Genomic DNA, 26,284 nt, shown 5'->3' on the forward strand with positions numbered 1-26,284 from the left:
CCCGCGACGCATCGCGGGCCATCGTGCTCATCCCACCCAGACCCGCGCGTTGCGGAACATCCGCAGCCACGGCGAGTCGTCCGGCCAGCCGGCCGGATGCCAGCTGTGGTTGACGCTGCGCGGGGTGCGCTCCGGATGCGGCATCAGGATGGTCGCGCGGCCGTCGTCGCTGGTCAGGCCGGCGATGCCGTCGGGCGAACCGTTCGGATTCAGCGGATACGTGGTCGCCACCGCGCCATCGCCATCCACGTAGCGCAACGCCGTCCGTGCGGCGGTCTGGTCGACCGCGCCGGCGAACGCGGCGCGGCCCTCGCCGTGCGCCACCGCCACCGGGATGCGCGAGCCCGCCATGCCACGGAAGAACACCGACGGCGAGTCCTGCACTTCCAGCAGCGCCACGCGCGCCTCGAACTGCTCGCTCTGGTTGCGCAGGAACACCGGCCAGTGCTGCGCACCTGGGATGATGTCCTTCAGCTGGCTCATCATCTGGCAGCCGTTGCAGACGCCCAGCGAGAACGTGTCGGCGCGGGCGAAGAACGCCGCGAACGCATCACGCAATGCGCTGCGCTCCAGGATCGAGGTCGCCCAGCCCCGGCCGGCGCCCAGCACGTCGCCGTAGCTGAAACCGCCGCACGCGGCGAGGCCGCTGAAGCCGTCCAGCGCCACGCGGCCGCTGATCAGGTCGCTCATGTGCACGTCGAAGGCGTCGAAGCCGGCGCGCGCGAAGGCCGACGCCATCTCGATCTGGCCGTTGACGCCCTGCTCGCGCAGGATCGCGACCTTCGGGCGCTTTCCGGTGGCGATGAACGGCGCGGCGACATCGTCGCCGGCGTCGAAGGACAGCTTCGGCTTCAGGCCCGTGCGACCGAACTGGCGCGCGGTCTCACGTTCTTCGTCGGCAGCGTCCGGGTTGTCGCGCAGCCTCTGCATGGCATGCGTGACCGACCACCAGGCATCGAACAGCTCTTCCCAGCGCCACTCGGCCAGCACCTCGCCATCCTGCTGCACGCGCACCACCGACGCCGTGGTCGGGCGCGCGATGCGCTGTGCGCATTCGGTCAGCGCATGACGCTCGACCAGGTCGGCGAATGCGGCACGATCCTCGTCCGCCACCTGAACCACCGCGCCGAGTTCTTCGGCGAACAGCGTGCGGAAGGCGTCGTCGCCCCAGCCGTCGAGGTTGATGTCCAAGCCGCGATGCGAAGCGAACGCCATTTCGCACAGCGCGGCGAACGCACCACCGTCGCTGCGGTCGTGGTAGGCCAGCAGCAGACCCGATTCGCGCGCATCGGCGATCAGGTGGAAGAAGTCGCGCAGGCGCTGCGGATCGTCGAGATCCGGCACGCTTTCGTCACGGCCATCCCCGGCGAACGCCGGCCAGACACCGTCGCCACCGGAATGCGGATACACCTGCGCCAGCACCGAACCGCCCAGGCGCTTCTTGCCCGCGCCCAGACCGATCAGCCACAGCTCGCTGTCGTCTTCGCGCGACAGCAGCGGCGTCAGTTGCTGGCGTACGTCGGTGACGGGCGCGAAGGCGCTGATGATGAGGGACACCGGCGACACTGACTTGTGCGTTTCGCCGGGAATGGGGAGTGGAGAACGGGGAATGGAAGAAGCGACATCTCCGGTGGCCGACGCTTCCTGCTTCTGCCCACTCCCGATTCCCGATTCCCGATTCCCGACCTGCCACTGCGCCTGCATCGACAGCGAGTCCTTGCCGACCGGGATGCTGATGTCCAGCTCCGGGCACAGTTCCATGCCGACGGCCTTCACCGCATCGAACAGCAGCGCGTCTTCGCCCGGGTGGCCGGCAGCGGCCATCCAGTTGGCGGACAGCTTCACCCGGTGCAGCGATTCGACCGGCGCCGCGCAGAGGTTGGTGATCGCTTCACCGACGGCCATGCGCGCGGCGGCGGCGGCATCGAGCAGCGCCAGCGGCGTGCGTTCGCCGATCGCCATCGCTTCGCCCACATAACCTTCGTAGCCCGTCAGCGTGATCGCGCAATCGGCGACCGGCATCTGCCACGGGCCCACCAGCTGGTCGCGCGCGGTCAGGCCGCCGACGCTGCGGTCGCCGATGGTGATCAGGAACTGCTTGGACGCCACCGTCGGATGCGCGAGCACGCGCAGACCGGCTTCGCGCAGGTCCAGGCCTTCGGTCTGCAGGGCAGGCCACTTCGGCGCCTCCGGGTAGCCGGTGTCGCGATGCATCTTCGGCGCCTTGCCGAAAAGCACGTCCATCGGCAGGTCGATGGGATAAGCCCCTCTCCCTGTGGGAGAGGGGTTGGGGTGAGGGTTCGGCGAGGAAGTACGGAGGGAGGAGTCAGCGGACGCTGCAAAGTCCGCGACGTGCTGTGCTCCCGACTCCGTCGCACCCTCATCCGCCCTTCGGGCACCTTCTCCCGAGGGGAGAAGGGAAGGGTCTGACAGCGCGCCATACCCCACCACCAACCGCTCTTCCTTCGTCGCCACGCCCACCGCCGCAAACGGGCACCGCTCGCGCTCGCAGATCGCCGCGAACTCGGCCAGCCGCGCCTGCGGCACGCCCAGCACGTAGCGCTCCTGCGATTCGTTGCACCACAGCTGCATCGGCGACAGCGAGGGATCGTCGCTGGGCACCTTGCCCAGGTCGATCACGCCGCCCACGCCGGAGTCGTGCAGCAGTTCGGGAATGGCATTGGACAGGCCGCCCGCGCCGACGTCGTGGAACCACAGGATCGGGTTGTTCTCGCCCATCGCCACGCAGCGGTCGATGACCTCCTGGCAGCGGCGCTCCATCTCCGGGTTGTCGCGCTGCACGCTGGCGAAGTCGAGCTCTTCGGCACTCTCGCCGGAGGCGACCGAACTGGCGGCGCCGCCGCCCAGGCCGATCAGCATGGCCGGGCCGCCGAGCACGATCACCGCATCGCCGGGCGACAGGGTCTTCTTCTCCACCTGGATGCGGTCGATCGCGCCCAGTCCGCCGGCCAGCATGATCGGCTTGTCGTAGGCGCGGGTCAGGCCCTCGCCTTCGGGCAGCTCGAAGCTGCGGAAGTAGCCCAGCAGGTTGGGCCGGCCGAATTCGTTGTTGAACGCCGCGCCGCCCAGCGGGCCGTCCAGCATGATCTCCAGCGCCGGCGCCATACGCGGGTTCAGCGCGCGCGGTGCCTCCCAGGGCTGCGGCAGCGTGGGGATGCGCAGGTGAGAGACCGAGAAGCCGGTCAGGCCGGCCTTCGGCTTGCCGCCGCGGCCGGTCGCGCCCTCGTCGCGGATCTCGCCACCGGCGCCGGTGCTGGCGCCGGGAAACGGTGCGATCGCGGTCGGGTGGTTGTGGGTTTCCACCTTGATGCAGAACGCCGAATCCAGGGTCGCTTCGAGGCGGTACTGGCCGCTGCCGTCGGGCCGGAAGCGCGCCGCCGGATAACCCTCCACCACCGCCGCGTTGTCGCTGTACGCGCTGAGCGTGTGCTCCGGCGTCTGCGCGTGGGTGTGCTTGATCATCCGGAACAGCGACCGGTCCTGGTCCTTGCCGTCGATGGTCCAACTGGCATTGAAGATCTTGTGGCGGCAATGCTCGGAATTCGCCTGCGCGAACATCATCAGCTCGACGTCCGACGGATCGCGGCCCAGTTCGGTGTAGCGCTCGCGCAGGTAGTCGATCTCGTCGTCGGCCAGCGCCAGGCCCAGCCGGCGGTTGGCGGCTTCCAGCTGCGCCAGCGGAATGCGTTCCAGCTCGCCACGCGCCGGGGCGGTGAACAGCGCCGACGCCTGCTCGCGCGTGGACAGCAGCGATTGCGTCATCGGGTCGTGCAGCGCCCTGGCGAGCGCGGGCGAGGCTTCGTTCCAGCCTTCCAGATCGATGCGCATCCCGCGCTCGACGCGCTTCACCGGCTGGCCGGCGCCGCGCAGCAGTTCGGTGGCCTTGCTGGCCCAGGGCGACAGCGTGCCCAGGCGCGGGGTGACGAAGCGCGACACCGCCCCCTCGGCCAGTGGCTCGTCCTGCACGTTGGCCTGCAGGATGCGGCGCAGCGTGGCCAGGTCCGGCGTGGCGCCGGCCTCGGGTTCGATGAAATAGACGTGCCAGGCGCCGCGGATGCGAACATCGGATGCAATCGACTGGAGCCTGGATTCGAGCCGCGCGCGGCGGAAGTGCGACAAGGCCGGTTGGCCTTCGAGGACGATCATGTCCGGAACCGTGGGGGCGTGCCGTCAGACAGGGCCCGCTATTGTAGCGAAGCCGGCGCGGGGCCGGCTTCGTTCGGGTCAGGGAGCGGCGCCGGCGGCGGCGGCCGGGGCCCTTTTCGCGGCCAGTTCGTCCAGTTTGGCCCGCAGGGCGGCCGGCGGCAGGTAGCCGCCCAGCTGGACGCCCTCGGCCGAGAAGATGGCCGGGGTGCCGCTGACGCCGATGCGCTGGCCGACGTCGAACTCCATGGTCACCGGGTTCTTGCAGTCGCGCGAGGCGATCGACTTGCCGGCCTTGGCGTCGGTCAGTGCGCGCTTGCGGTCGGGGGCGCACCAGACCGAGATCATGTCCTTGTGGTCCTGGCTGCCCAGGCCCATGCGCGGGAACGCGAGGTATTCCACCGCGATGCCCTGCCGGTTGATCTCGGCGATTTCCTCGTGCAGCTTGCGGCAATAGCCGCATTCGATGTCGGTGAACACGGTGACCGTGTACTTGGCGTTCGGCGGCGCGAAGACGATCTTTTCGCTGTGCGGGATGGTGGCGATCAGCTGGGTGCGGTACTTCGCCAGCGCGGCGCTGTTCTGCATCACGTCTTCCTGCTGCTGCAGGTCGATCACCGCGCCCTGCATCAGGTAGCGGCCGTCATCGCTGATGTACAGCAGCTGCCCGCCGGCGATGACCTCGCGGAACCCCGGCAGCGGCGCGGCGCCCACGTAGTCGACCTTGGCCCGCGGGTTGAGCTGGGCCACGGCAGAGCGGGCGCGCTCGTCGGCGGTGGCCCCCTGCCCGGGCTTGAACTGGGGCGCCGGCGTGGCCGCGGCGGCCTCGCCCTTGGCCGGCGGTTGCGGGGCCTGGGCGCAGGCGGACAGGCTGAGGGCACCCAGCAGGGCGGCGGTGATCAGGCGGGGCATCAAGGGCATCCGGATAGGCCGCAGGGCGGCAGGCTGGCAGGAACAGGCGGGGATTCTGGCACAGGCCGGCGGGCAGGCGGCTTAACCGGCCTGCTGCGCGCGCCGGCTCATGCCCGCGGATGGTGGCGGCCGTGCAGCTGTTTCAGGTGCTCGCGCGCCACCAGCGTGTAGATCTGCGTCGTCGACAGCGAACTGTGGCCCAGCAGCAGTTGCAGCGCGCGCAGGTCGGCGCCGCGGTTGAGCAGGTGGGTGGCGAAGCTGTGCCGCAGCCCGTGCGGACTGATGCGGACCGGGTCGATGCCGGCCGCCGCGGCGTAGCGCTTCACCAGACCCCAGAACTGTTGTCGGGATGGGGGTTCGGCGGTGGTACCCAGGAACAGGAACGGCACGCTGCGCTTGCCGGCCAGCGCCGGCCGCGACTGCGCCAGGTAGGTTTCCAGCCAGTGCTGCGATTCCTCGCCCAGCGGCACCAGCCGGTCCTTGCTGCCCTTGCCGGTGACCCGCAGCACGCCCTGCCGCAGGTTGACCGCGGTGGCGGGCAACGTGACCAGTTCGCTGACCCGCAGGCCGGCGGCGTACATCAGTTCCAGCATGGCGCGGTCGCGCAGGCCCAGCGGCGTGGCGGTGTCGGGCGCGGCGAGCAGCGCATCGATCTCGGTTTCCGCCAGCGCCTTGGGCAACGATCGTGGCAGGCGCGGCGGATCGAGCAGCGCGGTGGGATCGTCGCGGCGCTGGCCACGGCGCAGGCGATGAGCGAAGAAGGCGCGCAGGGCCGACAGCAGGCGCGCATTGCTGCGCGGCGAGTAACCCTCGCGCGTGCGCCAGGCCAGGTAGTCGAACAGGGCCGGGCGATCCGCAGCGGCCAGGCCACCCTCGCGTCCGTTGCGCCAGCGGGCGAAGCCCTCCAGGTCGCGCCGGTAGCTGTCCAGCGATGGCCGCGCCAGCCCGCTTTCGGCCCAGATCGCATCCAGGAAGGCGGCGATGTCGGCGGCGTCCGCGTCCGGGACGGGCGGTAGGGCGCTCGCCTGCTGGCGGCGTTCGGCGGGCGTACGGGCAGTCATGCCGCAAGCTTAGGCGATGCACCCGCTGCTTGTGGGAACTAGGGCATGGCCCCGCTGCGTGTGGGAGCGACGTCACTGGCGAAGGGGTACAAGGGCGACCACACGATCCCGGGAATGAAAACAGGCAGCTTTTCCCGGCGTAGGCCGCGAGGGACGGCATCATGCCGTCAAGCAGGCGCCCCCTGATGTCGTTCGTGGTGAGCCTGTCGAACCACGCACTTTGCGCAGGATCGACAGGTCCCGACAGCTCTGCCGTGAAAAGCGTGGTTCGACAGGCTCACCACGAACGGGATCCTTGACCTGCGGCTGGGCCGAGGACTTTGGCCTTCGCGACTCACGTCGCTCCCACAGGTGTCCGGGGGTCCGGGGGTTAGCCGGTATCCTGTCGCGATGACGGATCCCGCTCCCACGCCCGAAAAACCCCGCGCCCTGATCGGCTGGCGCCTGCTGGCGCTGCTCTACGACGTCTGGCCCGTGATCGCACTGTGGATCGCGACGGCAGTCCCGTTCGTGATCATCGACGCCGTCGCCACCGACAACGTCCGCCACAACATCGAACCCTTCAGCCTGATGTGGTGGCTGCTGTGGTCCTGCTGCTGGGGCGTCGCAGGCCTGTACGCCACCTTCAGCTGGCTGCGTGGCGGGCAGACCCTGGGCATGCGGCCGTGGCGGCTGAAGGTGATCGCGCCCGACGGCAGCGCACCGACGCTGGCCGCGCTGTGGCGCCGCTACGCGCTGGCGACCGTGTCAACGCTCGCGGGTGGGCTCGGCTTCTGGTGGGCGTGGCTGGACCGCGAGCGGCTGACCTTCCACGACCGCTACAGCGGCACGCGGATGGTGCGGTTGCCGAAGCGCGCCTGACGGCGCGTCAGCGGCTCCGTCGCCGGAACATCAGCCAGGAAATACCCAGCAGGGCGAACGGCGGGATGGCGTAGGCGAGCCGGTAGTCGAGCCGGAACGCACCGGCCAACCGCACGAACATGGTCTGCAGCACGTAGAAGCCCACGGCGAACACGATGCCGAGGAACAGCCGCTTGCCCATGCCGCCGCTGCGCAGGCTGCCGAAGGCGAACGGGATGGCGGCGAGGCACAGCGCCAGCACGTTGAGCGGGTAGAACCAGCGCGCCCAGTACTGGTCTTCGTAATCGCGCGCGTCCAGGCCGTTGCGCTTGCGGTAGTCGATGTTCTGGCTGAGCTCGTGGGTGGGCATGTTGCGCGCACGCACCAGGCTGGACGACAGCACGGCCGCGTCCAGTTCCGACTCCCAGCGCTCGCCCAGCACCGTGGTCTGCACGGCCGAACGCTCCTTGAAGGTGGTCCGGCGGACGTTCTTCAGCAGCCAGTAGCCGTCCAGGTGTTCGGCGATGGCGGCGTGCGCGATGGACGCCAGGCGCCCGTCGTCGGCCAGTTCGTACATGCGCACGTCGCGCAGCTGCAGCGACACCTTGCCACCGCCCTGGTCCTTCTCTTCGCCACTCTGCGCGTACAGGAAGGTGTTGCCTTCGCGCGCCCACACGCCGGAATAGCGGTCCATTGCGACGTTGCCGGTGCGCGCGGCCATCTTCAGCACGTCGGCCTGGCGCTGGCCCCAGGGGCCCAGCGTCTCGCCGCTGAACATCATCAGCACGGTCAGGATGCCCAGCGCCGCGGCGACCGACACGCTCAGGCGCAGGCGCGACAGGCCCAGCGCACGCAGCGCGGTCAGCTCGGAGCTCGCCGCCAGTTGGCCCAGGCCCATCAGCGAACCGATCACCGCCGCCGTGGGGAACATGGTGTAGGCGCGGCGCGGCACGGTGTACAGCACCCACGCGACCGCGTGGCCGAAGGTGTAGTTGCCGGTGCCCAGGTCGCCGATCTCGCCGGACAGCGCCATCACCACGTCCAGGCCCACCAGCACGGCCCAGGTCAGCAGCACGGTGACCAGGACCACCTGGCCCACGTAGGTGTCATGCAGGCGCGGCAACAGCCTCATGCGTGCCTCCGCGGCCGCGACAGCCGTCCATCACGCAGGTAGAACCATAGGGCTCCCGCCAGCAGCGGCAGGGTCAGCCACCACAGACCGACCAGACCCGGCAGCTTGCCGTCGGCCAGCAGCTGGGTGCCGTTGAACATCAGGCTGATGCCCACCAGGTAGGCCAGGAACCCCAGCATCACCCGTCCATAGCGGGTCTGGCGCGGCGAACTGCGCGACAGCGGCAGGGTCAGCAGGGCGAAGGCCAGCGCCAGCAGTGGCGGAGTCAGGCGGGCGTGGATCTGGGCATTGGCCTGCGGACGGGCGTCGCCCAGCAGTTGGGGCGTCGGCAACAGCGCGGGATCGTCCTTGTCCAGGGTGTCGGCCCGGTCCGGCAGCGCCACTTCGTTGGACTTGTAGCGGATCAGCCGGTAATCCAGGCCCGCGCCATCCGGCCCTTCGACCCGGAATCCATCGTCCAGCCGCAGGTAACGGTTGCGCTCGCCTTCGAAGAACATCTGCCCGGACTTCGCCGTCACCACGTCGATGCGGCCCTCGTCCGCGCGGTGCATGAACACCTTGCTCAGCCCGGTGCCATCCGGCGACAGCGCGCTCACATAGACCACCGCACCGCTGGACAGCACGGTGAACTTGCCGGCATCCAAGCCGGAGACCACCAGGCTGCGGTTGGCGTGTTCCAGCATGTTCTGCGCCGTGCGCAGCGCCCACGGGCCCAGCCACAGCGAGCACAGGCCGACGATGACCACCACCGGCACCACCAGCATCAGCAGTGGCCGCAGCAGGCGGCGCGGACCGATGCCGGCCGCCGTCAGCACCGCCATCTCCGAATCCCGGTACAGCCGCGAAAACGCCAGCAGCAGGCCCAGCATCAGCGCCAGCGGGATGATGTAGGGCATGTAGTTGAGGAACTGCAGGCCCAGCTGGGACAGCAACAGCCGCGCCGGTACCTTGCCGTCGGCCACGTCGCCCAGCAGGTCCGCCATCACGCCGCCCACGCTGACCATCAGCAGGATGATCAGGGTGGCCAGGAAGCTCTGGGTGAATTCCCGGAAGAGGTAGCGGTCCAGCTTCGGCATCAGGAGGGCTTGATTTACAATCTCGGGCTTGTGCGCCGCGCCTGCGGCGGCGGTCTCTGCGGTCCGGGATGGCATCCGCCACCTTCATCCGGCCCGCGATTGTACGTAAATGAACCGGGAATCTGATCAATGACGCTGGAATTCACCCTGAACCACGAAGCCCCCGCCCAGGCCGGCGTCGATTGCATCGTGGTAGGCGCCTACGCCGACAAGAGCCTGACCGCCGCCGGCCAGGCCGTGGACGCGGCCAGTGGCGGCAAGCTGTCGGCGCTGGTGCAGCGGGGCGACATCGGCGGCAAGACCGGCAAGACCACCCTGCTGCACGACCTGCCCGGCGTGACCGCGCCGCGCGTGCTGGTGGTGGGCCTGGGCGAGACGGCCAAGTTCGGCGTGGCGCAGTATCTGAAGGCCGTGGGCGACGCCGCCCGCGCGCTCAAGCTCGGCCCGGTCCGCAGCGCGCTGTTCACCCTGTCCGACGTGCCGGTCAAGGACCGCGACGCGGCATGGAAGATCCGCCAGGCGGTGATCGCTGCCGACCACGCCTGCTACCGTTACACCGCCACGCTGGGCAAGAAGAAGAACGACGATCCGGGCCTGACGCAGTTCGCCATCACCGGCGACGATGCGGACGCACTGGCGCAGGGCATCGCCATCGCCGCCGGCGTGCAGGTCACCCGCGAACTGGGCAACCTGCCGCCGAACATCTGCACGCCGGCCTACCTGGCCGAACAGGCGCAACAGTACGCTGCGGAGAACGGCGCGGAAGCCGAGATCCTCGACGAAGCGCAGATGGAAGCGCTGGGCATGGGCTCGCTGCTGGCGGTCGCCCGCGGCTCGGTCAACCGCCCGCACCTGATCGTGCTGAAGTGGAACGGCGCAAGCGATGCCGACGCCAAGCCCTACGTGCTGGTCGGCAAGGGCATCACCTTCGACACCGGCGGCGTCAACCTGAAGACCCAGGGCGGCATCGAGGAAATGAAGTACGACATGCTGGGCGCCGGCAGCGTCCTCGGCACCTTCGTGGCCGCCGTGAAGATGAAGCTGCCGCTGAACCTGGTGGTGATCGTGCCGGCGGTGGAAAACGCCATCGACGGCAACGCCTATCGCCCGTCCGACGTCATCACCAGCATGTCCGGCAAGACCATCGAAGTCGGCAACACCGATGCCGAAGGCCGCCTGATCCTCTGCGACGCGCTGACCTACGCCGAGCGCTTCAAGCCGGCCGCCCTGGTCGACGTGGCCACGCTGACCGGCGCCTGCATCGTGGCGCTGGGCCGCTACGCCAGCGGCCTGATGAGCAAGCACGACGACCTGAGCAACGAACTGCTGGGCGCCGGCGAGACCGTCTTCGACCGCGCCTGGCGCCTGCCGCTGTGGGACGAGTACCAGACCCAGCTCGAATCCAGCTTCGCCGACGTCTACAACATCGGCGGCCGCTGGGCCGGCGCAATCACCGCCGGCTGCTTCCTGGCCCGCTTCACCGAAGGCCAGCGCTGGGCGCACCTGGACATCGCCGGCGTGGCCAACGACGAAGGCAAGCGCGGCATGGCCACCGGTCGCCCGGTCGGCCTGCTGAGCCAGTGGTTGCTGGACCGCGCGGGATGAGGCGGAACGCGGGAACGGGGAGCCGGGAAAGGGGAATGAGGGTTTCCCGTGACCCGATCGTCTCCGCCACGATCCATCGTCATTCCCTGTTCCCCGTTCCCGGTTCCCTGCACCCATGCGCGCCGACTTCTACCTGATCGCCAAGCCGCGCTTCCTCGAGGAGCCGCTCAAGCTGGTCTGCGAGCTGACCCGCAAGGCCTACGACAGCAACCAGTGGACGCTGATCCTGGCGCGTGATGCCGCGCAGGCGGAGGAACTGGACGAGTTGCTGTGGGAGTTCGATCCGGACGCCTACATCCCGCACCAGATCGCCGGTGACGAAGAGGACGAGCTGACGCCCGTGCTGATCGCCACGCCCGAGGTCGACGTCCCGGCGCGCGCGCTGGTGATCAACCTGCGCGACGACGCCTTCGCCGGCGCCTGCGAGCGCGTACTGGAAGTCGTACCCGCCGACCCGTCCGCGCGCGAGCCGCTGCGCGAACGCTGGAAGCAGTACAAGGCGCGTGGCTTTGACGTGAACAAGCACGACATGTAACACCCGTCATTCCAGCGCAAGCTGGAATCCATGTTGCCTTTGCCGTTGCCCTGGCGCTTCGCCAAATGGCGGGAAAGCACAAGATCAAGATGGATCCCGGCGTTCGCCGGGATGACGACCTCAGGAATCCCGGAATCCCATGACCGACCTCGCCTCCAGCTACGACCCCAAATCCTTCGAGTCCCGCCTGTACGCGCAGTGGGAAGCCGCCGGCTACTTCAAGCCCCGTGGCGAAGGCCAGCCGTACACCGTGCTGCTGCCGCCGCCCAACGTCACCGGCACGCTGCACATGGGTCATGCGTTCCAGCACACGCTGATGGATGCGCTGGTGCGCTACCACCGCATGCGCGGCTACGACACGCTGTGGCAGATGGGCACCGACCACGCGGGCATCGCGACGGAAATGGTGGTCAGCCGCAACCTGGCGCAGGAAGGCAAGGGCGAGACGCGCGATTCGCTGGGCCGCGACGGATTCATCGCCAAGGTGTGGGAGTGGAAGGCGCAGTCCGGCGACACCATCGAGCGGCAGATGCGCCGCATGGGCACCTCGGGCGACTGGTCGCGCAGCACGTTCACCATGGACGAGCAGGCATCGGCCGCGGTCATCGAAGCCTTCGTGCGCTGGCACGAGCAGGGCCTGATCTATCGCGGCCAGCGCCTGGTCAACTGGGACCCGGTGCTGAAGACCGCGATTTCCGACCTGGAAGTGGAGAACGTCGAGGAAGACGGCTTCCTGTGGTCGATCGAATACCCGCTTGCCGACGGCAGCGGTTCGCTGGTGGTCGCCACGACGCGTCCGGAAACCATGCTCGGCGACACTGCGGTGATGGTGCATCCGGAAGACGAGCGCTACGCGCACCTGATCGGCAAGACGGTGAAGCTGCCGCTGACCGAGCGCGAGATCCCGGTCATCGCCGACGAGTACGTCGACCGCGAGTTCGGCACGGGCGTGGTGAAGGTCACGCCGGCGCACGACTTCAACGACTACCAGGTGGGCCTGCGCCACGACCTGCCACTGATCAACCTGCTGACACCGACCGCGTCGATCAACGAAAACGCGCCGGAAAAGTATCGCGGCCTCGACCGCTACGAAGCACGCAAGGTCGTGCTTGCAGACCTGGAAGACCTCGGCCTGCTGGTCGAGACCAAGCCGCACAAGCTGCAGGTGCCGCGTGGCGACCGCACCGGCCAGGTCATCGAGCCCTATCTGACCGACCAGTGGTTCGTGAAGATGGACGGACTTGCGAAGCGCGGCCTCGAACTCGTCGAGTCCGGCGAGGTGAAGTTCGTCCCGCCGAACTGGATCAATACCTACCGCCACTGGATGGAAAACATCCAGGACTGGTGCATCAGCCGCCAGCTCTGGTGGGGCCACCGCATCCCGGCATGGTTCGACGAGGCGGGCACCTGCTACGTCGGTCGCGACGAGGCCGAGGCACGCGCGAAAGCCGGCCTGTCCGCCGATGTCGTGCTGACCCAGGACAGCGATGTGCTGGAAACCTGGTTCTCCTCGCAGCTGTGGCCGTTCAGCACGATGGGCTGGCCGGATGCGGACGCGATGAAGGCGCGCGGCTTCGACCGCTACCTGCCGTCGTCGGTGCTGGTCACCGGCTTCGACATCATCTTCTTCTGGGTGGCGCGCATGGTCATGGCCACCGACAGCTTCGTCGGCAAGGTGCCGTTCCGCGACGTCTACATGACCGGCCTGATCCGCGACAAGGACGGCCAGAAGATGTCCAAGTCGAAGGGCAACGTGCTGGACCCGCTCGACATCATCGACGGCATCTCGCTGGAAGACCTGGTGGCCAAGCGCACCGGCGGTCTGATGCAGCCGAAGATGGCCGAGAAGATCGAGAAGGCCACGCGCAAGGAATTCCCCGACGGCATCGTGCCGCACGGCGCCGACGCCCTGCGCTTCACCATCGCCGCGCTGGCGACGCACGGCCGCGACATCAAGTTCGACATGGGCCGCGCCGAGGGCTACAAGAATTTCTGCAACAAGCTGTGGAACGCCACCCGCTTCGTGCTGATGAATACCGACGGATTCTCCCTTCCCCCGCTTGCGGGGGAAGGTGCCCGAAGGGCGGATGGGGGCAACGCGATACCGACTCCGGTCACGGACGCCGAAAAGTGGATCCTGTCCCGCCTGGCCAAGGTCACCGCCGAGGTCGAGACGCAGTTCGCCGCCTACCGCTTCGACCTGCTGGCGCAGGCGCTGTACGAGTTCGCCTGGAACGAGTTCTGCGACTGGTTCGTCGAACTCGCCAAGCCTGCCCTGAGCAAGGTCGAAGGGCCGGCACTCAATGGCAGCGACACCGCGGCCGCCGACAGCACGCGCCACACCCTGCTGTACGTGCTGGAAGCGCTGCTGCGCCTGCTGCATCCGCTCACCCCGTTCGTCACCGAGGAACTGTGGCAGCAGGTCGCACCGAAACTCGGCATCGACGGCGGCACGGTCTCGCTGCGCCCCTACCCGACCGCCACCGAGTTCGCCGGCCAGGACTACGCGCAGGCCGATGCCGACGTGGAGTGGCTGAAGACGATGGTCTCCACGCTGCGCCGCGTGCGCAGCGAGCTCAACGTCTCGCCGGGCAAGACCATCCGCCTGCTGCTGCAGGATGGCCACGACAACGACCGCGCCCGCATCGCGCGCTTCGCGCCGTCGCTGTCGTTCCTGCTGAAGCTGGACGACATCGCGTGGCTCGACACCGCTGCCGATGCGCCCGCCTCCGCCGCGGCCATGGTGGGCGAACTGAAACTGCTGGTACCGCTGGAAGGCCTGGTCGACCTGGACGCCGAACGCGCCCGCCTGGACAAGGAAATCGCCCGCGTCGCCGGCGAGAAGGACAAGAGCGAAGCCAAGCTGGCCAAGTTCACCGACAAAGTCCCGCCGGCCGTGGTCGAGCAGGAGCGCCAGCGCCTGGTCGACTGGAGCCACCAGCTCACAGCCCTGCACGGGCAGCGCGCGAAGCTCTGAGCAGGCTGGACACCCGCGTTCCGCCTCCGCTGGTGATGGTGCTGTGTGGCGCCGTCGCCTGGGTGGTCGCGTACGCATTGCCTGCGGGGATCATCGCCCTGCCGCCATCGCTGCGCGTGATGCTGGTCGCGTCGCTCGCAGCACTCGGCCTGCTGTTCAACCTGTCGCCGAAGCTTGCTTTCGGCCGGGCCGGCACGACGGTGAACCCGCTTAGCCCGGCATCGTCTCGAGTACTGGTAATCACCGGACTGCATCGCCTCTCGCGCAATCCGATGTACCTGGGGCACGCGCTGTTGCTGGTCGCGTGGGCCTGCTGGCTGCAACATCCCGCCGCGCTGATTGGTGCGCCGTTGTACATGGCTTACGTCACCCGATACCAGATCCTGCCGGAAGAGCGCGCGCTTTCGGCGACGTTCGGAGCCGCTTACGAGGCATATCAGGCCCGCGTCCGACGCTGGCTTTGATGCACGGAGACCCGCGCTGCGTCACCGACCATTACCGTCATCCCAGCGCACGCTGGGATCCACGTTGACGTTGCCGTTGTCTCTTCAGCGCAGCCGGAATCAGAATGGATTCCCGCGTTCGCGGGAATGACGGAGAAGACGCCGGGCTGATGGCTCTTCCCCGTCATCCCGGCGAAAGCCGGGACCCAGCGACGTTGCTGCTGCAAAGCCAAGATGTTGGGCTGCTTCAAAGCGAAGACACTGGGTCCCGGCGTTCGCCGGGATGACGGCGGGAAGTTCACCGTCGGCGGCAACGCGACGGCGGGCCGGGGCCCGCCCTACAGCGGCGGCATCGTGGTGATGTCGTCGGCGACCAGTTCGATCGCCATCACCAGTGCGTCCTCGCGCCCGTCGCGGGCGGGGTAGTAGCGCGGGCGGCGGCCGATCTCGTTGAAGCCTTCGCTGTGGTACAGCGTGATGGCACCGGGATTGGACGGGCGCACTTCCAGGAAGACGCGCTGCACGCGCAGGTCGCGGGCGATCTTCACCAACGCCCGCAGAAGATACCGACCCAACCCGCGGCCTTGCCGCTCCGGCGCGATGCAGATGTTCAGTACATGCGCCTCGTCGGCGGCGATGCTCAGCAGGCCGTAGCCGATCACCAGCCCGTGCTCGGTCAGCACCCACGACGGGTAGCCGGCCTTCAGGCAGTCCTTGAAGATGCCGCGCGTCCACGGGAACGGGTAGGCGCGCTGTTCGATGGCCATCACCGCGTCGAGATCGCCCTCGCGCATCGGCCGCAGGCTGGACGTGGACACCGGTGAGGCCTCGACGCCCAGCGCGCTCATTCCGAAGCGCTCCGACGCAGCCGCCGCAGACTGGGCCACAGCGCGCGCTTGGCGGCCGGGTTGCCGCGCAATTCGGCCGACGAGGGCCACTGCGCGAACAACTCGGCCGCACCGGGCGCGTTCGGGTTGCAGCCGGACGCACGGATCAGCGCGAAGTGCAGGCGGTCAGGAAGGCGCGCGCCGGACGCACGGGGAGCGGGAGTCGGACGCGCAGCCGGTATGGCCTCGCCGGCCTCCCGTGCGGGCGGACGTGCGCGGGTGGGGACAGCGGGCACCGGAGACGGCGGCGCCTCGCGGTGGACGGCCGGCGCCTCCGCCACCACCGGCGCGCCGGCCTCGGTCGGCCAGTCCGCCGGCAGGTAGACGGCGTGGCCGAGCGCGCGCAACCAGCCCTGCTGCTCGGCCGACCACAGGCGGTCCGCCGCCAGCGTCACGCGGCGGCGTCCTTCTGCCGGCGCATGCGCTGCCACAGCCACAGGCCCGGCCCCGACACCGCGTACACCACGCCCACCGCCAGCAGGGTGCGCGGCAGGTCGATGAAGAGGATCGCCAGCACCAGCGGTACCAGCGCCAGCACCACGAACGGAATGCGGTCGGCCTTCGCCCCGCCCTCGCCCGTGCCCTTGAAACTCCAGAAGCGGATGCGGCTGACCATCAGCAGCGCGGCGACCAGGGTGACCGCCAGCGCCACATAGCGCAGTTCCTCGCCACTCCAGCCCAGTTCGCCGTCGGCGAACGCCCAGACGAAGGACATCATCAGGCCTGCCGCCGCCGGACTGGCCAGGCCGACGAACCAGCGCTTGTCCACCGTGCCCACCTGGGTGTTGAAGCGGGCCAGACGCAATGCCGCGCAGGCGGCGTACAGGAACGCCACCACCCAGCCCACGCGTCCCATCACGGTGCCATCGAACTTCAACGCCGACAGCGACCAGTGGTACATCACCAGCGACGGCGCCAGGCCGAAGCTGACCAGGTCGGCCAGCGAGTCGTACTGCACGCCGAATTCGCTGCTGGTGCCGGTCAGGCGCGCCACCCGCCCGTCGATGCCGTCCATCAGGCCCGCCACGAACACCGCGATGGCCGCATTGACGAACTGGCCGTTGGCCGCGGCGATGATCGCGAAGAACCCCGCGAACAGGCCAGCCGTGGTGAACAGGTTGGGCAACAGGTAGATCCCGCGGGAGCGCGGGGGCGGCTTGATTTCGTTCATGGGTCGCAGTTTAGCCCAGCGCTCCCCCGCCCGGCTTGCCTGCGCGGCCCGGGGGTGCTGCAATCAGGCCTCCCGCGATCCGGAGCTTCCCATGCGCCTCCTGTCCTGCCTGTCCGTGCTGGCGCTCTGCCTGGCGACCGCCACCACCGTGCAGGCCCAGCAGGTCTACCAGTGGAAGGACAAGAACGGGGTCACCCACTACTCCGACAGCCCACCGCCCAACCAGACCGTGCAGAACCGGCGCATCAACCAGTACGGCGCCCCGGCTGCCGAGATGGCGCAGCCGGCCGGCAAGCCGGTCGAGAATGCGCAATGCGCCGGTGCCCGCGCCAACCTGCAGATCCTCGCGTCCAGCAAGGGCCCGGTCCAGCAGGACACGGATGGCGACGGCAAGCCCGATACGGTCCTGGATGACAGCGGCCGCGAGAACCAGCGCAACCTGGCCGAAGCCGCGGTGAAGGCCTACTGCTCCCCCGCGGGCACCTGATTCCATCGGATGCGCGCGTGGGCGGCGATCGTCGCGGGCATTGCGCTGGGCGTCGGCGTCGCCTGGTGGCTGGCGCGCGAATCGCCTGAGACCACCTCACGCAAGCAGGCCCGCGCCGAACAGGCCGCGGCCGCCCAGGCCGACGATGCGCGGCCCTCGCTGTACCGCTGGCGCGACGATGCCGGCGTGCTGCAGATCACCGAGCAGCCACCGAAGGACCGCCGCTACGAACGCATCGATCGCGATACGCCGGCCGGCATCCGCGTGAGCGGCGACGCGGCGACCGACGCGGATTGACCCGCCGCCGCCCCGCCCGCGGCCAAGGCTGGCAAAATAGGCGATTCGCCCTTCCCGGATCCCCCTGCCGATGCGCCTGTCGCAGTTCCACCTCCGCACCACCAAGGAAACACCCGCCGACGCCGAACTGGTCAGCCACCAGCTGATGCTGCGCGCCGGCATGATCCGCAAGCTGGCCGCCGGCCTGTACACCTGGTCGCCGCTCGGTCTGCGCGTGCTGCGCAAGGTGGAAACCGTGGTGCGCGAGGAAATGGACCGCGCCGGCGCGATCGAGATGATCATGCCGACCATCCAGCCGCGCGAGCTGTGGGAAGAGACGGGACGCTGGGAGAAATTCGGCGGGCAGCTGCTGAAGATCACCGACCGCAAGGAACAGCAGTTCTGCTACAGCCCCACCGCCGAGGAGGCCGTCACCGATTTCGCGCGCCAGGAGCTGTCCAGCTACAAGCAGCTGCCGGTCAACTTCTACCAGATCCAGACCAAGTTCCGCGACGAGATCCGCCCGCGCTTCGGCGTGATGCGCGCGCGCGAGTTCGTGATGAAGGACGCCTACTCCTTCCACATCACCGACGAGGACCTGGTGCGCGAGTACCGCAACATGCATGCGGCCTACACGCGCATCTTCACCCGCCTGGGGCTGGACTTCCGCGCGGTGCAGGCCGACAGCGGCGCCATCGGCGGTGACGCCTCGCAGGAATTCCACGTGCTGGCCGACTCGGGCGAGGACGCCATCGCGTTCTCCACCGGTTCCGACTACGCGGCGAATGTCGAAGCCGCGCATGCGGCGGCACCGGGGCCGCGCGCCGCCGCCTCGGAAACGATGAACAAGGTCCCCACGCCCACGCAGAAGACCTGCGAGGACGTGGCCGCGCTGCTCGGCATCCCGCTGCAGCGGACGGTGAAGTCGGTCGCCGTGATGACCGACGCCGGCTTCGTGCTGGCGCTGGTGCGCGGCGACCATGCCGTCAACGAGATCAAGCTGGGCAAGGTCGCCGGCATGGCCGACTACCGGCTGGCGACCGAAGCGGAAATCCTAGCCCACCTGGGCAGCGAGCCCGGCTTCCTGGGCCCGGTCGGTGCGAAGCAGGCGATCCGCGTGGTCGCCGACCGCGACGTGGCGGCGATGGCCGACTTCGTGGTGGGCGCCAACGAGGCCGGCTTCCACCTGGCCGGCGTCAACTGGGGTCGCGACCTTCCCGAACCCGAGACCGTCGCCGACATCCGCAACGTGGTGGCCGGCGACAAGGCGGCCGACGGCGGCGAGATCCGCATCGTGCGCGGCATCGAGGTGGGCCACGTGTTCCAGCTCGGCCGCAAGTACAGCGAGGCGATGAAGTTCACCGTGCTGGACGAGACCGGCAAGGCCGCCACCCCGGCGATGGGCTGCTACGGCATCGGCGTGTCGCGCATCGTGGCGGCGGCCATCGAACAGAACCACGACGCCAACGGCATCATCTGGCCGGTGCCGATGGCGCCCTGGGCGGTGGCGGTGTGCATGATCAATCCGAAGAACGATGCGGCGGTGAACGCCGCTGCCGAGCAACTGCTGCAGGAACTGCAGGCCGCGGGCATCGAAGCGGTGCTGGATGATCGCGGACTGCGCCCCGGCGCGATGTTCGCCGACATCGAACTGATCGGCATCCCGCACCGCGTGGTGGTGTCCGAGCGCGGGCTGGCCGCCGGCACGTTCGAGTATCGCGCCCGTCGCGCCACCGACGCCGAAAACATCGGCCGCGACGAACTGCTGGCGCGCCTGCGCGGTTGAAGCCGTGCATCGATGCGCGGACGCCTTCACGCGTTCGCGCATGGCGCGGTTTGTGCCGCGATTAACTCGTCCATTATCATCGGGTCACCGCCAAGGATGGGGTGTCCCTTCCTGACTGGAGATAGTTGATGTCGATCGACCTGCGTAACCTGTCCGCCAAGGAACTTGGCGCCCTGATTGCCAAGGCCAAGGAACAGCAGACCAAGCTGTCCAAGCGCACGCCCATTGCCACGGTCCGCGGCAAGATCACCAAGTTCGCCAAGGCCGAGGGCTACACGCTGGAGGAACTGTTCGGCACGGCCGGCGCGCGTCCCGCGAAGGTCGCAGCCAAGCCCGGCCCCCGCGCGGGCAAGAAACTCGGCAAGGTCGCGCCGAAATATCGCAATCCGGCCAATCCGAAGGAAACCTGGACCGGCCGCGGCAAGCACCCGCGCTGGATGGCGGCATTGATCGCCAAGGGCAAGAAGGCCGAAGACTTCCTGATCAAGAAGAAGTAATCGCGACCGCAGAGCATCGAAAGAAAACGGGAGGCCAGGCCTCCCGTTTTCCGTTTCCGGCGCCCGTAATGCCTCAGAGATTCTTGCGCGAGGAAATCAGCAGGTTGCCGAACAGCAGGCCGGCGACCAGCGCCATCACCACGTTGGTGACCGCCAGCAGCGCGGACTGGCCCACGCCCACGTCCTGCTGCTGCACCAGCGTCAGCAGCCCGCGCAGGCTGGTGCTGCCGGGCACCAGCATCAGGATGCCCGGCACGCGGATCAGCGCGCCCGGCCGGTTGGCCCAGCGCGCGAACGCATTGCCGGCCGCGGTCAGCGTCAGCGCCGAAAGGAAGATGCCGACCGGACTGCCCCAGGTCTGCCCCGCATAGCGCGAGATGCTGTACCCGGCGATGGCCGCGGCCATCACCCAGAAATAGTCGCGCCGGTGCGCCTTGAACAGCACAGCGAACGCATAGGCGGCGAACACCATCGCGCCCCACTCCACCCATTCCGGTTGCGGCCGCGAGGCACGCACGTCCGGATACAGGCCCATCAGCTGCGCCAGCGTCACCGCGATCATGCTGCCGACGGTGAGCTTGAGCACGGTCGCCATCGCGCCGGCGAAACGCGCCACGCCCGACACCAGATGCTGGCTGGTCAGCTCGTTCACCGCATTGGTCAGCGCCATGCCGGGCAACAGCACGATCAGCGAGGCGATGATCACCGTGTTGAGGTTCAGCGGCGCGATGAAATTGGCGATCAGGATCGCCACGAAGCCGGCCACCAGCGCCGAAATCGCATCACTGGCTTCCTTCATCTTCGGCCGCCGCGCGATCAGTTCGCCCAGCACACCGATGATCACGCCGATCAGACCGGCCGTGGCGATGTCCAGCCACGGCAGCCGCCACAGGCCGGCGACGGCGGCCGCCGCCAGGCCCGAGGCGAAGATCTGCATCGCCCGCCAGCGCCAGCTCGGCGTGCGGTCGAGCGCCCGCAGCGCGGTATGGCCCTGGGCGATGCTCATTTCACCGGACGACACCGCATCGGCGATGCGGTCGGCTTCGCTGAGCTTGTGCAGGTCGGTTTCGCCCGGCGCCAGCCGGATCACCCGCGTGCTGTCGCTGGCACCGAGCGGGCGCGACGGATCGCTGAAGCTCAGGATCAGGCCGGTGGGGTTCGACCACGGTTCGCAGTCCAGACCGAGGCGCTGGGACAGGCCCACCACCGTGCCTTCCAGTCGCTGCGCCGTGGTGCCGTAACTGTGCAGGCGCCCGGCAATCTCGCAGACGAAGGCGATGCGCTGGGCATAGGTGGCGGTGGTCAGCATGTCGTCGGGCATCGGCACAGTATCGCCCAAGGCGCCGCACGGTGGCTTCATGCCGGGCCGCTTACACTGGGCGCGGACGACGCGGGCAGGGGGCAAGGTGGGAATCGGCGAAGCCATGGCACTGGGCAGCGCGGCCGCGTGGGCGGTCGGCGTGATCCTGGCGCGTCAGCTTGGCGCGCACCTGCCTCCGCTGACACTCAACCTGCTGAAGAACGGGCTGGTGCTGGCGGTGCTCGCACCGGTCGCGTGGCTGGTCTACGCCGGCGACTGGCCGGCCTTGCCGGCGCGCGACATCGCCGTCGTGCTGGCCAGCGGCGTCATCGGCATCGCCCTGGCGGACACGCTGTATTTCCGTGCGCTCAACGAGCTCGGCGCCGGGCGCATGGGCATCATCGGCAATCTCTACAGCCCGCTGGTGCTGCTGCTGGGATTCGTCTTCCTCGACGAGCGCCTCGGCGGCATGCAATGGCTGGGCTTCGGCCTGGTGGCGATGGGCGTGCTGCTGGTCAGCCGCCCGCCCGGCGAATGGCGCACGCACCCGGAGCACACCGCGCGCGGCGTGCTGCTGGGCCTGCTCGCCATCGCACTGATGGCCGTGGCCATCGTGATGGTGAAGCGCACGCTGGAAACCCAGCCGCTGCTCTGGGTGACCGTGCTGCGGCTGGTGGGTGCGGTCATCGGCCTGCTGCTGGTGGCGACCCTGCCGGCGATGCGCCGGCGCATGCGGTTCGTCGCCGGCGACGTGCCCTGGCACCGGCTGGTGCTGGCGGCGCTGATCGGCCAGGGCCTGTCGATGGTGATGTGGCTGGGCGGCTACAAGTACACCAGCGCCTCGGTGGCCGCGATCCTCAACGAAAGCGCGTCGGTGTTCCTGGTGGTGCTGGCGGCGCTCTGGCTGCGCGAGCCGCTGGGGCGCCGCGCCGGCGTCGGCGTACTCCTCACGTTCAGTGGGATAGCCTGTATGCTCCTCGGCCGAGCGACGCCATGACCCCCACCCTTGCCCGCCCGCAGTACGAAGCCGACCCCGGTGACCCCCAGCGCGTGAAGCTGGCGGGCGACTGGACGCTGGCCAGTGCGTTGACGGTGGCGGACCAGCTGAAGTCGCTTCCCGATGCCGTCAACCGGCTCGACGCCACGGCGATCAACCGCATCGACTCGGCCGGCGTGCTGCAGCTGCTGCGCTTCGCCAAGCGGCGTGGCATGGACCCGGCGGACATCGAATTCCGCCAGGACCACCAGGCGCTGGTCAGCACCATCGAGGACGTGGCCGACGACCGCCCGCCGCGCAAGCGCGACTACGGCTTCCTCGCCGCGTTGTCCCGCCTCGGCTACCGGGTGCACGAGAACAAGCAGGAGATCATCGCCCTGCTCAGCTTCACCGGCGAGAACCTGGTCAAACTGGTGCGCATGGTCAAGGAACCGCGCCGCTTCCGCCCCACCGCCACGGTGGCGCACATGGAAGCGGTGGGCCTGGATGCGGTGCCGCTGGTGATCCTGCTGTCGTACATGGTGGGCGCGGTGATCGCCTTCCTCGGCTCCACCGTGCTGCGCGATTTCGGCGCGGAAATCTATGTGGTGGAACTGGTCAGCATCGCCTTCCTGCGCGAATTCGCGGTGCTGATGACCGCCATCGTGCTCGCCGGCCGCACCGCCTCGGCGTTCACCGCGCAGATCGGCGCGATGAAGAGCCGCGAGGAGATCGACGCGATCCGCACGCTCGGTCTGGACCCGATCGACCTGCTGGTGATCCCCCGCCTGATCGCGCTGCTGGTGATGCTGCCGCTGCTGACCTTCATCTCGATGATGGCCGGCCTGGCCGGCGGCGTCACCGTCGGCGCCTTCGACCTGGGCATTCCGCCGCAGATGTACATCGCGCGCATGCACGACACCATCGAGGTGAAGCATTTCCTGGTGGGCCTGTCGAAGGCGCCGGTATTCGCGCTGGTGATCGGCCTGATCGGCTGCCTGGAAGGCCTGCGCGTGGAAGGTACCGCGCAGTCGGTCGGCGAGCGCACCACCTCCAGCGTGGTGCAGACGATCTCGCTGGTGATCATCATCGACGCGCTGGCCGCGTTGTGGTTCATGCACATGGATTGGTGACGGCGCATGACCGACGAATCCCCCATCATCCAGGTGCGCGGCCTGGTCAACCGCTTCGGCGAGCAGACCGTGCACGAAGCCCTCGACCTGGACGTGCGCCGCGGCGAGATCCTCGGCGTGGTCGGCGGCTCCGGTACCGGCAAGTCGGTGTTGATGCGCTCGATCCTGGGCCTGCGCCAGCCCGACGAAGGGCAGATCACCGTGCTCGGCGAGGATGCCCGCTCGGAGGATCCTGCCGCGCGCCAGCATATCGAGCGCAATACCGGCGTGCTGTTCCAGGATGGCGCGCTGTTCTCGTCGCTGACGGTCGGCGAGAACGTGCAGGTGCCGCTGAAGGAGCATCACCCGGAACTGCCGGACAGCTGGCGCTACGAACTCGCGCTGCTGAAGGTCAAGCTGGCGGGCCTGCCGGCCGATGCGCTCAACAAGCTGCCCTCGCAACTGTCCGGCGGCATGCGCAAGCGCGCCGGCCTGGCGCGTGCGCTGGCGCTGGACCCGCCGCTGCTGTTCCTCGATGAGCCTACGGCGGGCCTGGACCCGATCGGTGCGGCCGCGTTCGACCGGTTGATCAAGACGCTGCAGGAAGCGCTGGGCCTGACGGTCTTCCTGATCACCCACGACCTGGACACGCTGTACGCGATCTGCGACCGCGTGGCCGTACTGGCCGACCAGCGGGTGATCACGGTGGCGCCGCTGCAGGAGGTGGAGCGCTTCGACCATCCCTGGGTGCAGGAATACTTCCACGGTCCCCGTGCGCGCGCCGCGCGCGACGGACAGCAGGCCTCCGGGCCCCTCTTTTCGCAAACGGCGGTCTGATCCATGGAAACACGCGCCAATTACGTGCTCATCGGAGCCTTCACCCTCATCATCGCCGCCGCGCTATTGCTGTTCGGCCTGTGGGCGGCGAAATACTCCTCCGAGCGCACCTGGCAGGAATACCAGGTGGTGTTCCGCGAGGCGGTGACCGGCCTGACCGTCGGCAGCCCGGTGCAGTACAACGGCATCGCGGTCGGTTCGATCACCAAGTTGTCGCTGGCGCCGAACGACCCGCGCCAGGTGATCGCGCGCATCCGCGTAGAGTCGTACACGCCGGTGAAGACCGATACCCGCGCCAAGCTGGCGATCACCAGCCTGACCGGCCCGACCATCATCCAGCTCAGCGGCGGCACCCCTCAGGCGCCGTCGCTGACCAGCGTGGATTCGCGCGAGGCGCCGGTGATCCAGACCGCGCCGTCGGCGCTGCAGAACATCACCGACACTGCCAACCGCATCGTCGAACGCCTCGACCAGGCACTCAGTGACAAGAACGTCGCCAGCATCACCGCCACGCTGGAGAACCTGGAGACGATGAGCAACGCCTTGGCCAGCCGCGAGGATGGAATCGAAGCGTTGATCACCAGTGCGCGCGACGCCGCGCAGAACCTGGACAAGACCCTCACCACCACCAACGGCGCCATCGAGCGGCTGGACAAGAACCTGGTGCAGGAACTGCCGGGCATCCTGGACAAGCTGGAAACCACGCTGGGCAAGCTCGACTCGGCCGCCGGCAACGCGGACGCGATCCTGGGCGAGAACCGCGCCGCCATCAACAGCTTCGCCAGCGACGGCCTGGGCCAGCTGGGCCCCACCCTCACCGAACTGCGCGGCCTGGTGCGCGACCTGCGCCGCGTCAGCGACCGTCTCGAAGGCAATCCCGCGCGCTACCTGCTCGGCCGCGACGCACCCAAGGAGTTCGACCCGAAATGAAGCCGCAGCGCCTCACCTTCGCCCTCCCCTTCCTGCTGGTGCTTGCCGGCTGCTCGATCCTGGGCAGCGAGCAGCGCGACCCGGTCACCATCTACGCGCCGGATGTCAGGGTCGCGCCACAGGCCGGCTGGCCGCAGGTGGACTGGACCTTGATCATTGCCAAGCCGACGGCCGCGCGCGTGATCGACAGCCCCCGCATCAGCGTGCGGCCGATGCCCGGCGAACTGCAGGTCTATCGCGGCGTGTCGTGGGCGCTGCCCGCAACCGACATGCTGCAGGACGCGGTGCAGCGCACGCTGGAGGATTCGGGGCGCATTACTGCCGTGGCCAGCGCGGATGCCGGCATCCTCGGCGAGTACAAACTGGTCATGGACCTGCGTCGTTTCGAGGCCGACTACGCGGGCGGCACGCTCCCCTCAGCCGTGGTCGAAGTGAACGCCAAGCTGGTCAACAACCGCGGCCAGCGCGTCGTCGCGTCGCGCACGTTCCTGCAGCAGAAGCCCGCGAACAGTGTCGACGTCGCGCAGGTGGCGACGGCCTTCGAGGAGGCGCTGGAAGCCGCCACCGCCGATATCGCCGGCTGGGTGCTGGTCTCCGGCAACGGCGACCCGAATGCCGAGCGTTGATCGCTGATCGGTGCTGCAACTCAGCGACGGCGCGCCGGATCGATCCAGCGGAACGTCAGGTTGATGCGCGGCCCCACCGGCTTGGCCGTGCGCGGCAGTGCATGGCGGTAGTGCCGCTGCGTATCGCCCGCCATCACCAGCAGACTGCCGTGCGGCAAGTCGAACGCTGAACGCAGCGCCGGATCCTGCCGGTGCTTGAGCAGGAAGCGGCGCACGCCACCCAGGCTGACGGAGGCGATCACCGGCTGCGAGCCGAGTTCAGGCTCGTCGTCGCTATGCCAGCCCATCGCATCGCGCCCGTCGCGGTACAGGTTCGCCAGCACGCTGTTGAAGGGCACGCCGAGTTCGTCCTGCAGGCGCGAGCGCACGCCGGTCAGCGCCGCCGTCCACGGATGCGGCAGGAAGTCGGCACCCGAATAGCGGTACACCGCCTCCGCATCCCCGATCCAGGCACTCAGTCTGGGCGAATCGACGTGCCGCCCGAAGATCCGGATGCGGTGCACGCTCCACGGCAGCGACGGCCGCAATTGATCAAACAGCGCATCGGCCTCCGCGCCGGGCAGCCACGCGGGCCGATAAACGAGATGCGCGCCCGGCAGCGCCACATCGTGTCCATCCGCAGGGAGCGGCAGGGGTATGGTCATGCCCGCGATG

23 protein-coding genes and 1 pseudogene are annotated in these 26,284 nt (G+C 68.8%); 14 read left to right on the forward strand and 10 right to left on the reverse strand.

Features of this window, described 5'->3' with window-relative positions; translation table 11 throughout:
• Window positions 1-27 precede the first annotated feature (27 nt).
• From purL to xerD, 3 genes are all read right to left on the reverse strand, one after another.
• The gene (purL, locus tag MMG85_RS01975; RefSeq protein ID WP_241044440.1) at window positions 28-4,167 is read right to left on the reverse strand and encodes a phosphoribosylformylglycinamidine synthase; all 4,140 of its coding nucleotides are present in this window, start codon (window positions 4,165-4,167) and stop codon (window positions 28-30) included.
• 78 nt (window positions 4,168-4,245) lie between these two features.
• A complete protein-coding gene (locus MMG85_RS01980) occupies window positions 4,246-5,076 on the reverse strand; it encodes a DsbC family protein (RefSeq protein ID WP_241044442.1) in 831 nt (276 codons plus the stop codon).
• A 107-nt stretch (window positions 5,077-5,183) separates the two neighbouring features.
• A complete protein-coding gene (gene xerD / locus MMG85_RS01985; protein ID WP_241044444.1) occupies window positions 5,184-6,137 on the reverse strand; it encodes a site-specific tyrosine recombinase XerD in 954 nt (317 codons plus the stop codon).
• Between the two features lie 390 nt (window positions 6,138-6,527).
• On the opposite strand from xerD, the gene MMG85_RS01990 reads away from it, so the two are divergent.
• Entirely contained in the window at window positions 6,528-6,998 is a 471-nt protein-coding gene (locus tag MMG85_RS01990) for an RDD family protein (protein WP_241044446.1), read from the forward strand.
• Between the two features lie 7 nt (window positions 6,999-7,005).
• Here MMG85_RS01990 and lptG read toward each other — a convergent pair whose 3' ends face one another.
• A complete protein-coding gene (gene lptG / locus MMG85_RS01995; RefSeq protein ID WP_241044448.1) occupies window positions 7,006-8,109 on the reverse strand; it encodes an LPS export ABC transporter permease LptG in 1,104 nt (367 codons plus the stop codon).
• The gene (gene lptF / locus MMG85_RS02000) at window positions 8,106-9,185 is read right to left on the reverse strand and encodes an LPS export ABC transporter permease LptF (protein WP_241044450.1); all 1,080 of its coding nucleotides are present in this window, start codon (window positions 9,183-9,185) and stop codon (window positions 8,106-8,108) included. Before lptF ends, lptG begins: the two co-directional genes overlap by 4 nt.
• Window positions 9,186-9,314: 129 nt before the next feature.
• On the opposite strand from lptF, the gene MMG85_RS02005 reads away from it, so the two are divergent.
• The 4 genes from MMG85_RS02005 to MMG85_RS02020 all read left to right on the forward strand — a co-directional run bounded on the left by MMG85_RS02005 (window position 9,315) and on the right by MMG85_RS02020 (window position 14,766).
• Window positions 9,315-10,790 (forward strand): leucyl aminopeptidase, encoded by a 1,476-nt coding sequence (locus MMG85_RS02005; RefSeq protein WP_241044451.1) that lies wholly within the window; start codon window positions 9,315-9,317, stop codon window positions 10,788-10,790.
• A gap of 115 nt (window positions 10,791-10,905) precedes the next feature.
• The gene (locus MMG85_RS02010; protein ID WP_241044452.1) at window positions 10,906-11,325 is read left to right on the forward strand and encodes a DNA polymerase III subunit chi; all 420 of its coding nucleotides are present in this window, start codon (window positions 10,906-10,908) and stop codon (window positions 11,323-11,325) included.
• 139 nt (window positions 11,326-11,464) lie between these two features.
• The gene (locus MMG85_RS02015; RefSeq protein WP_241044453.1) at window positions 11,465-14,302 is read left to right on the forward strand and encodes a valine--tRNA ligase; all 2,838 of its coding nucleotides are present in this window, start codon (window positions 11,465-11,467) and stop codon (window positions 14,300-14,302) included.
• A 35-nt stretch (window positions 14,303-14,337) separates the two neighbouring features.
• Window positions 14,338-14,766 (forward strand): isoprenylcysteine carboxylmethyltransferase family protein, encoded by a 429-nt coding sequence (locus tag MMG85_RS02020; RefSeq protein ID WP_241044614.1) that lies wholly within the window; start codon window positions 14,338-14,340, stop codon window positions 14,764-14,766.
• Window positions 14,767-15,083: 317 nt separating this feature from the next.
• Here MMG85_RS02020 and rimI read toward each other — a convergent pair whose 3' ends face one another.
• Genes rimI through pssA form a run of 3 tightly spaced genes read right to left on the reverse strand, consistent with a single transcriptional unit; the run spans window position 15,084 to window position 16,803 of the window.
• Window positions 15,084-15,593, reverse strand: coding sequence for a ribosomal protein S18-alanine N-acetyltransferase (gene rimI / locus MMG85_RS02025; protein WP_241044454.1), 510 nt, complete (start codon window positions 15,591-15,593; stop codon window positions 15,084-15,086).
• Window positions 15,590-16,027, reverse strand: coding sequence for an alanine acetyltransferase (locus tag MMG85_RS02030; protein WP_241044455.1), 438 nt, complete (start codon window positions 16,025-16,027; stop codon window positions 15,590-15,592). Before MMG85_RS02030 ends, rimI begins: the two co-directional genes overlap by 4 nt.
• A complete protein-coding gene (gene pssA / locus MMG85_RS02035) occupies window positions 16,024-16,803 on the reverse strand; it encodes a CDP-diacylglycerol--serine O-phosphatidyltransferase (RefSeq protein WP_055936795.1) in 780 nt (259 codons plus the stop codon). Before pssA ends, MMG85_RS02030 begins: the two co-directional genes overlap by 4 nt.
• Window positions 16,804-16,894: 91 nt before the next feature.
• On the opposite strand from pssA, the gene MMG85_RS02040 reads away from it, so the two are divergent.
• The 4 genes and pseudogenes from MMG85_RS02040 to MMG85_RS02055 form a co-directional block, all read left to right on the forward strand.
• Window positions 16,895-17,290, forward strand: coding sequence for a DUF4124 domain-containing protein (locus tag MMG85_RS02040; protein WP_241044456.1), 396 nt, complete (start codon window positions 16,895-16,897; stop codon window positions 17,288-17,290).
• Window positions 17,291-17,299: 9 nt separating this feature from the next.
• A complete protein-coding gene (locus MMG85_RS02045) occupies window positions 17,300-17,587 on the forward strand; it encodes a DUF4124 domain-containing protein (RefSeq protein WP_055936801.1) in 288 nt (95 codons plus the stop codon).
• Window positions 17,588-17,657: 70 nt separating this feature from the next.
• Window positions 17,658-19,352: a proline--tRNA ligase gene (locus MMG85_RS02050; protein WP_241044457.1), complete on the forward strand. Its 1,695-nt coding sequence runs from the start codon at window positions 17,658-17,660 to the stop codon at window positions 19,350-19,352.
• Window positions 19,353-19,480: 128 nt separating this feature from the next.
• Window positions 19,481-19,843: pseudogene (locus MMG85_RS02055) on the forward strand (H-NS histone family protein); the annotation flags it as partial.
• Between the two features lie 79 nt (window positions 19,844-19,922).
• On the opposite strand, the gene MMG85_RS02060 reads toward MMG85_RS02055, so the two are convergent.
• Window positions 19,923-21,170, reverse strand: coding sequence for a threonine/serine exporter family protein (locus MMG85_RS02060; protein ID WP_241044458.1), 1,248 nt, complete (start codon window positions 21,168-21,170; stop codon window positions 19,923-19,925).
• 103 nt (window positions 21,171-21,273) lie between these two features.
• On the opposite strand from MMG85_RS02060, the gene MMG85_RS02065 reads away from it, so the two are divergent.
• Genes MMG85_RS02065 through MMG85_RS02085 form a run of 5 tightly spaced genes read left to right on the forward strand, consistent with a single transcriptional unit; the run spans window position 21,274 to window position 25,630 of the window.
• Entirely contained in the window at window positions 21,274-22,146 is an 873-nt protein-coding gene (locus tag MMG85_RS02065) for a DMT family transporter (protein ID WP_241044459.1), read from the forward strand.
• The gene (locus MMG85_RS02070; protein ID WP_241044460.1) at window positions 22,143-23,258 is read left to right on the forward strand and encodes an MlaE family lipid ABC transporter permease subunit; all 1,116 of its coding nucleotides are present in this window, start codon (window positions 22,143-22,145) and stop codon (window positions 23,256-23,258) included. Before MMG85_RS02065 ends, MMG85_RS02070 begins: the two co-directional genes overlap by 4 nt.
• A 6-nt stretch (window positions 23,259-23,264) precedes the next feature.
• The gene (locus MMG85_RS02075; protein ID WP_055936818.1) at window positions 23,265-24,074 is read left to right on the forward strand and encodes an ABC transporter ATP-binding protein; all 810 of its coding nucleotides are present in this window, start codon (window positions 23,265-23,267) and stop codon (window positions 24,072-24,074) included.
• A 3-nt stretch (window positions 24,075-24,077) separates the two neighbouring features.
• Window positions 24,078-25,004 carry an MlaD family protein gene (locus tag MMG85_RS02080; RefSeq protein WP_055936820.1) on the forward strand — a complete coding sequence of 309 codons (927 nt, stop codon included), beginning with the start codon at window positions 24,078-24,080 and terminating at the stop codon, window positions 25,002-25,004.
• On the forward strand, window positions 25,001-25,630 hold the full coding sequence (locus MMG85_RS02085) for an ABC-type transport auxiliary lipoprotein family protein (RefSeq protein WP_241044461.1): 630 nt from the start codon (window positions 25,001-25,003) through the stop codon (window positions 25,628-25,630). The genes MMG85_RS02080 and MMG85_RS02085 overlap by 4 nt, the downstream gene beginning before the upstream one ends.
• Window positions 25,631-25,650: 20 nt before the next feature.
• Here the strand turns inward: MMG85_RS02085 and MMG85_RS02090 are convergent, their stop codons facing one another.
• On the reverse strand, window positions 25,651-26,274 hold the full coding sequence (locus MMG85_RS02090) for an alpha-ketoglutarate-dependent dioxygenase AlkB (RefSeq protein ID WP_241044462.1): 624 nt from the start codon (window positions 26,272-26,274) through the stop codon (window positions 25,651-25,653).
• Between the last annotated feature and the right edge of the window lie 10 nt (window positions 26,275-26,284).

Source organism: Pseudoxanthomonas sp. LH2527, from assembly GCF_022539275.1.
In the GTDB taxonomy this organism is placed as follows: Bacteria; Pseudomonadota; Gammaproteobacteria; order Xanthomonadales; family Xanthomonadaceae; genus Pseudoxanthomonas_A.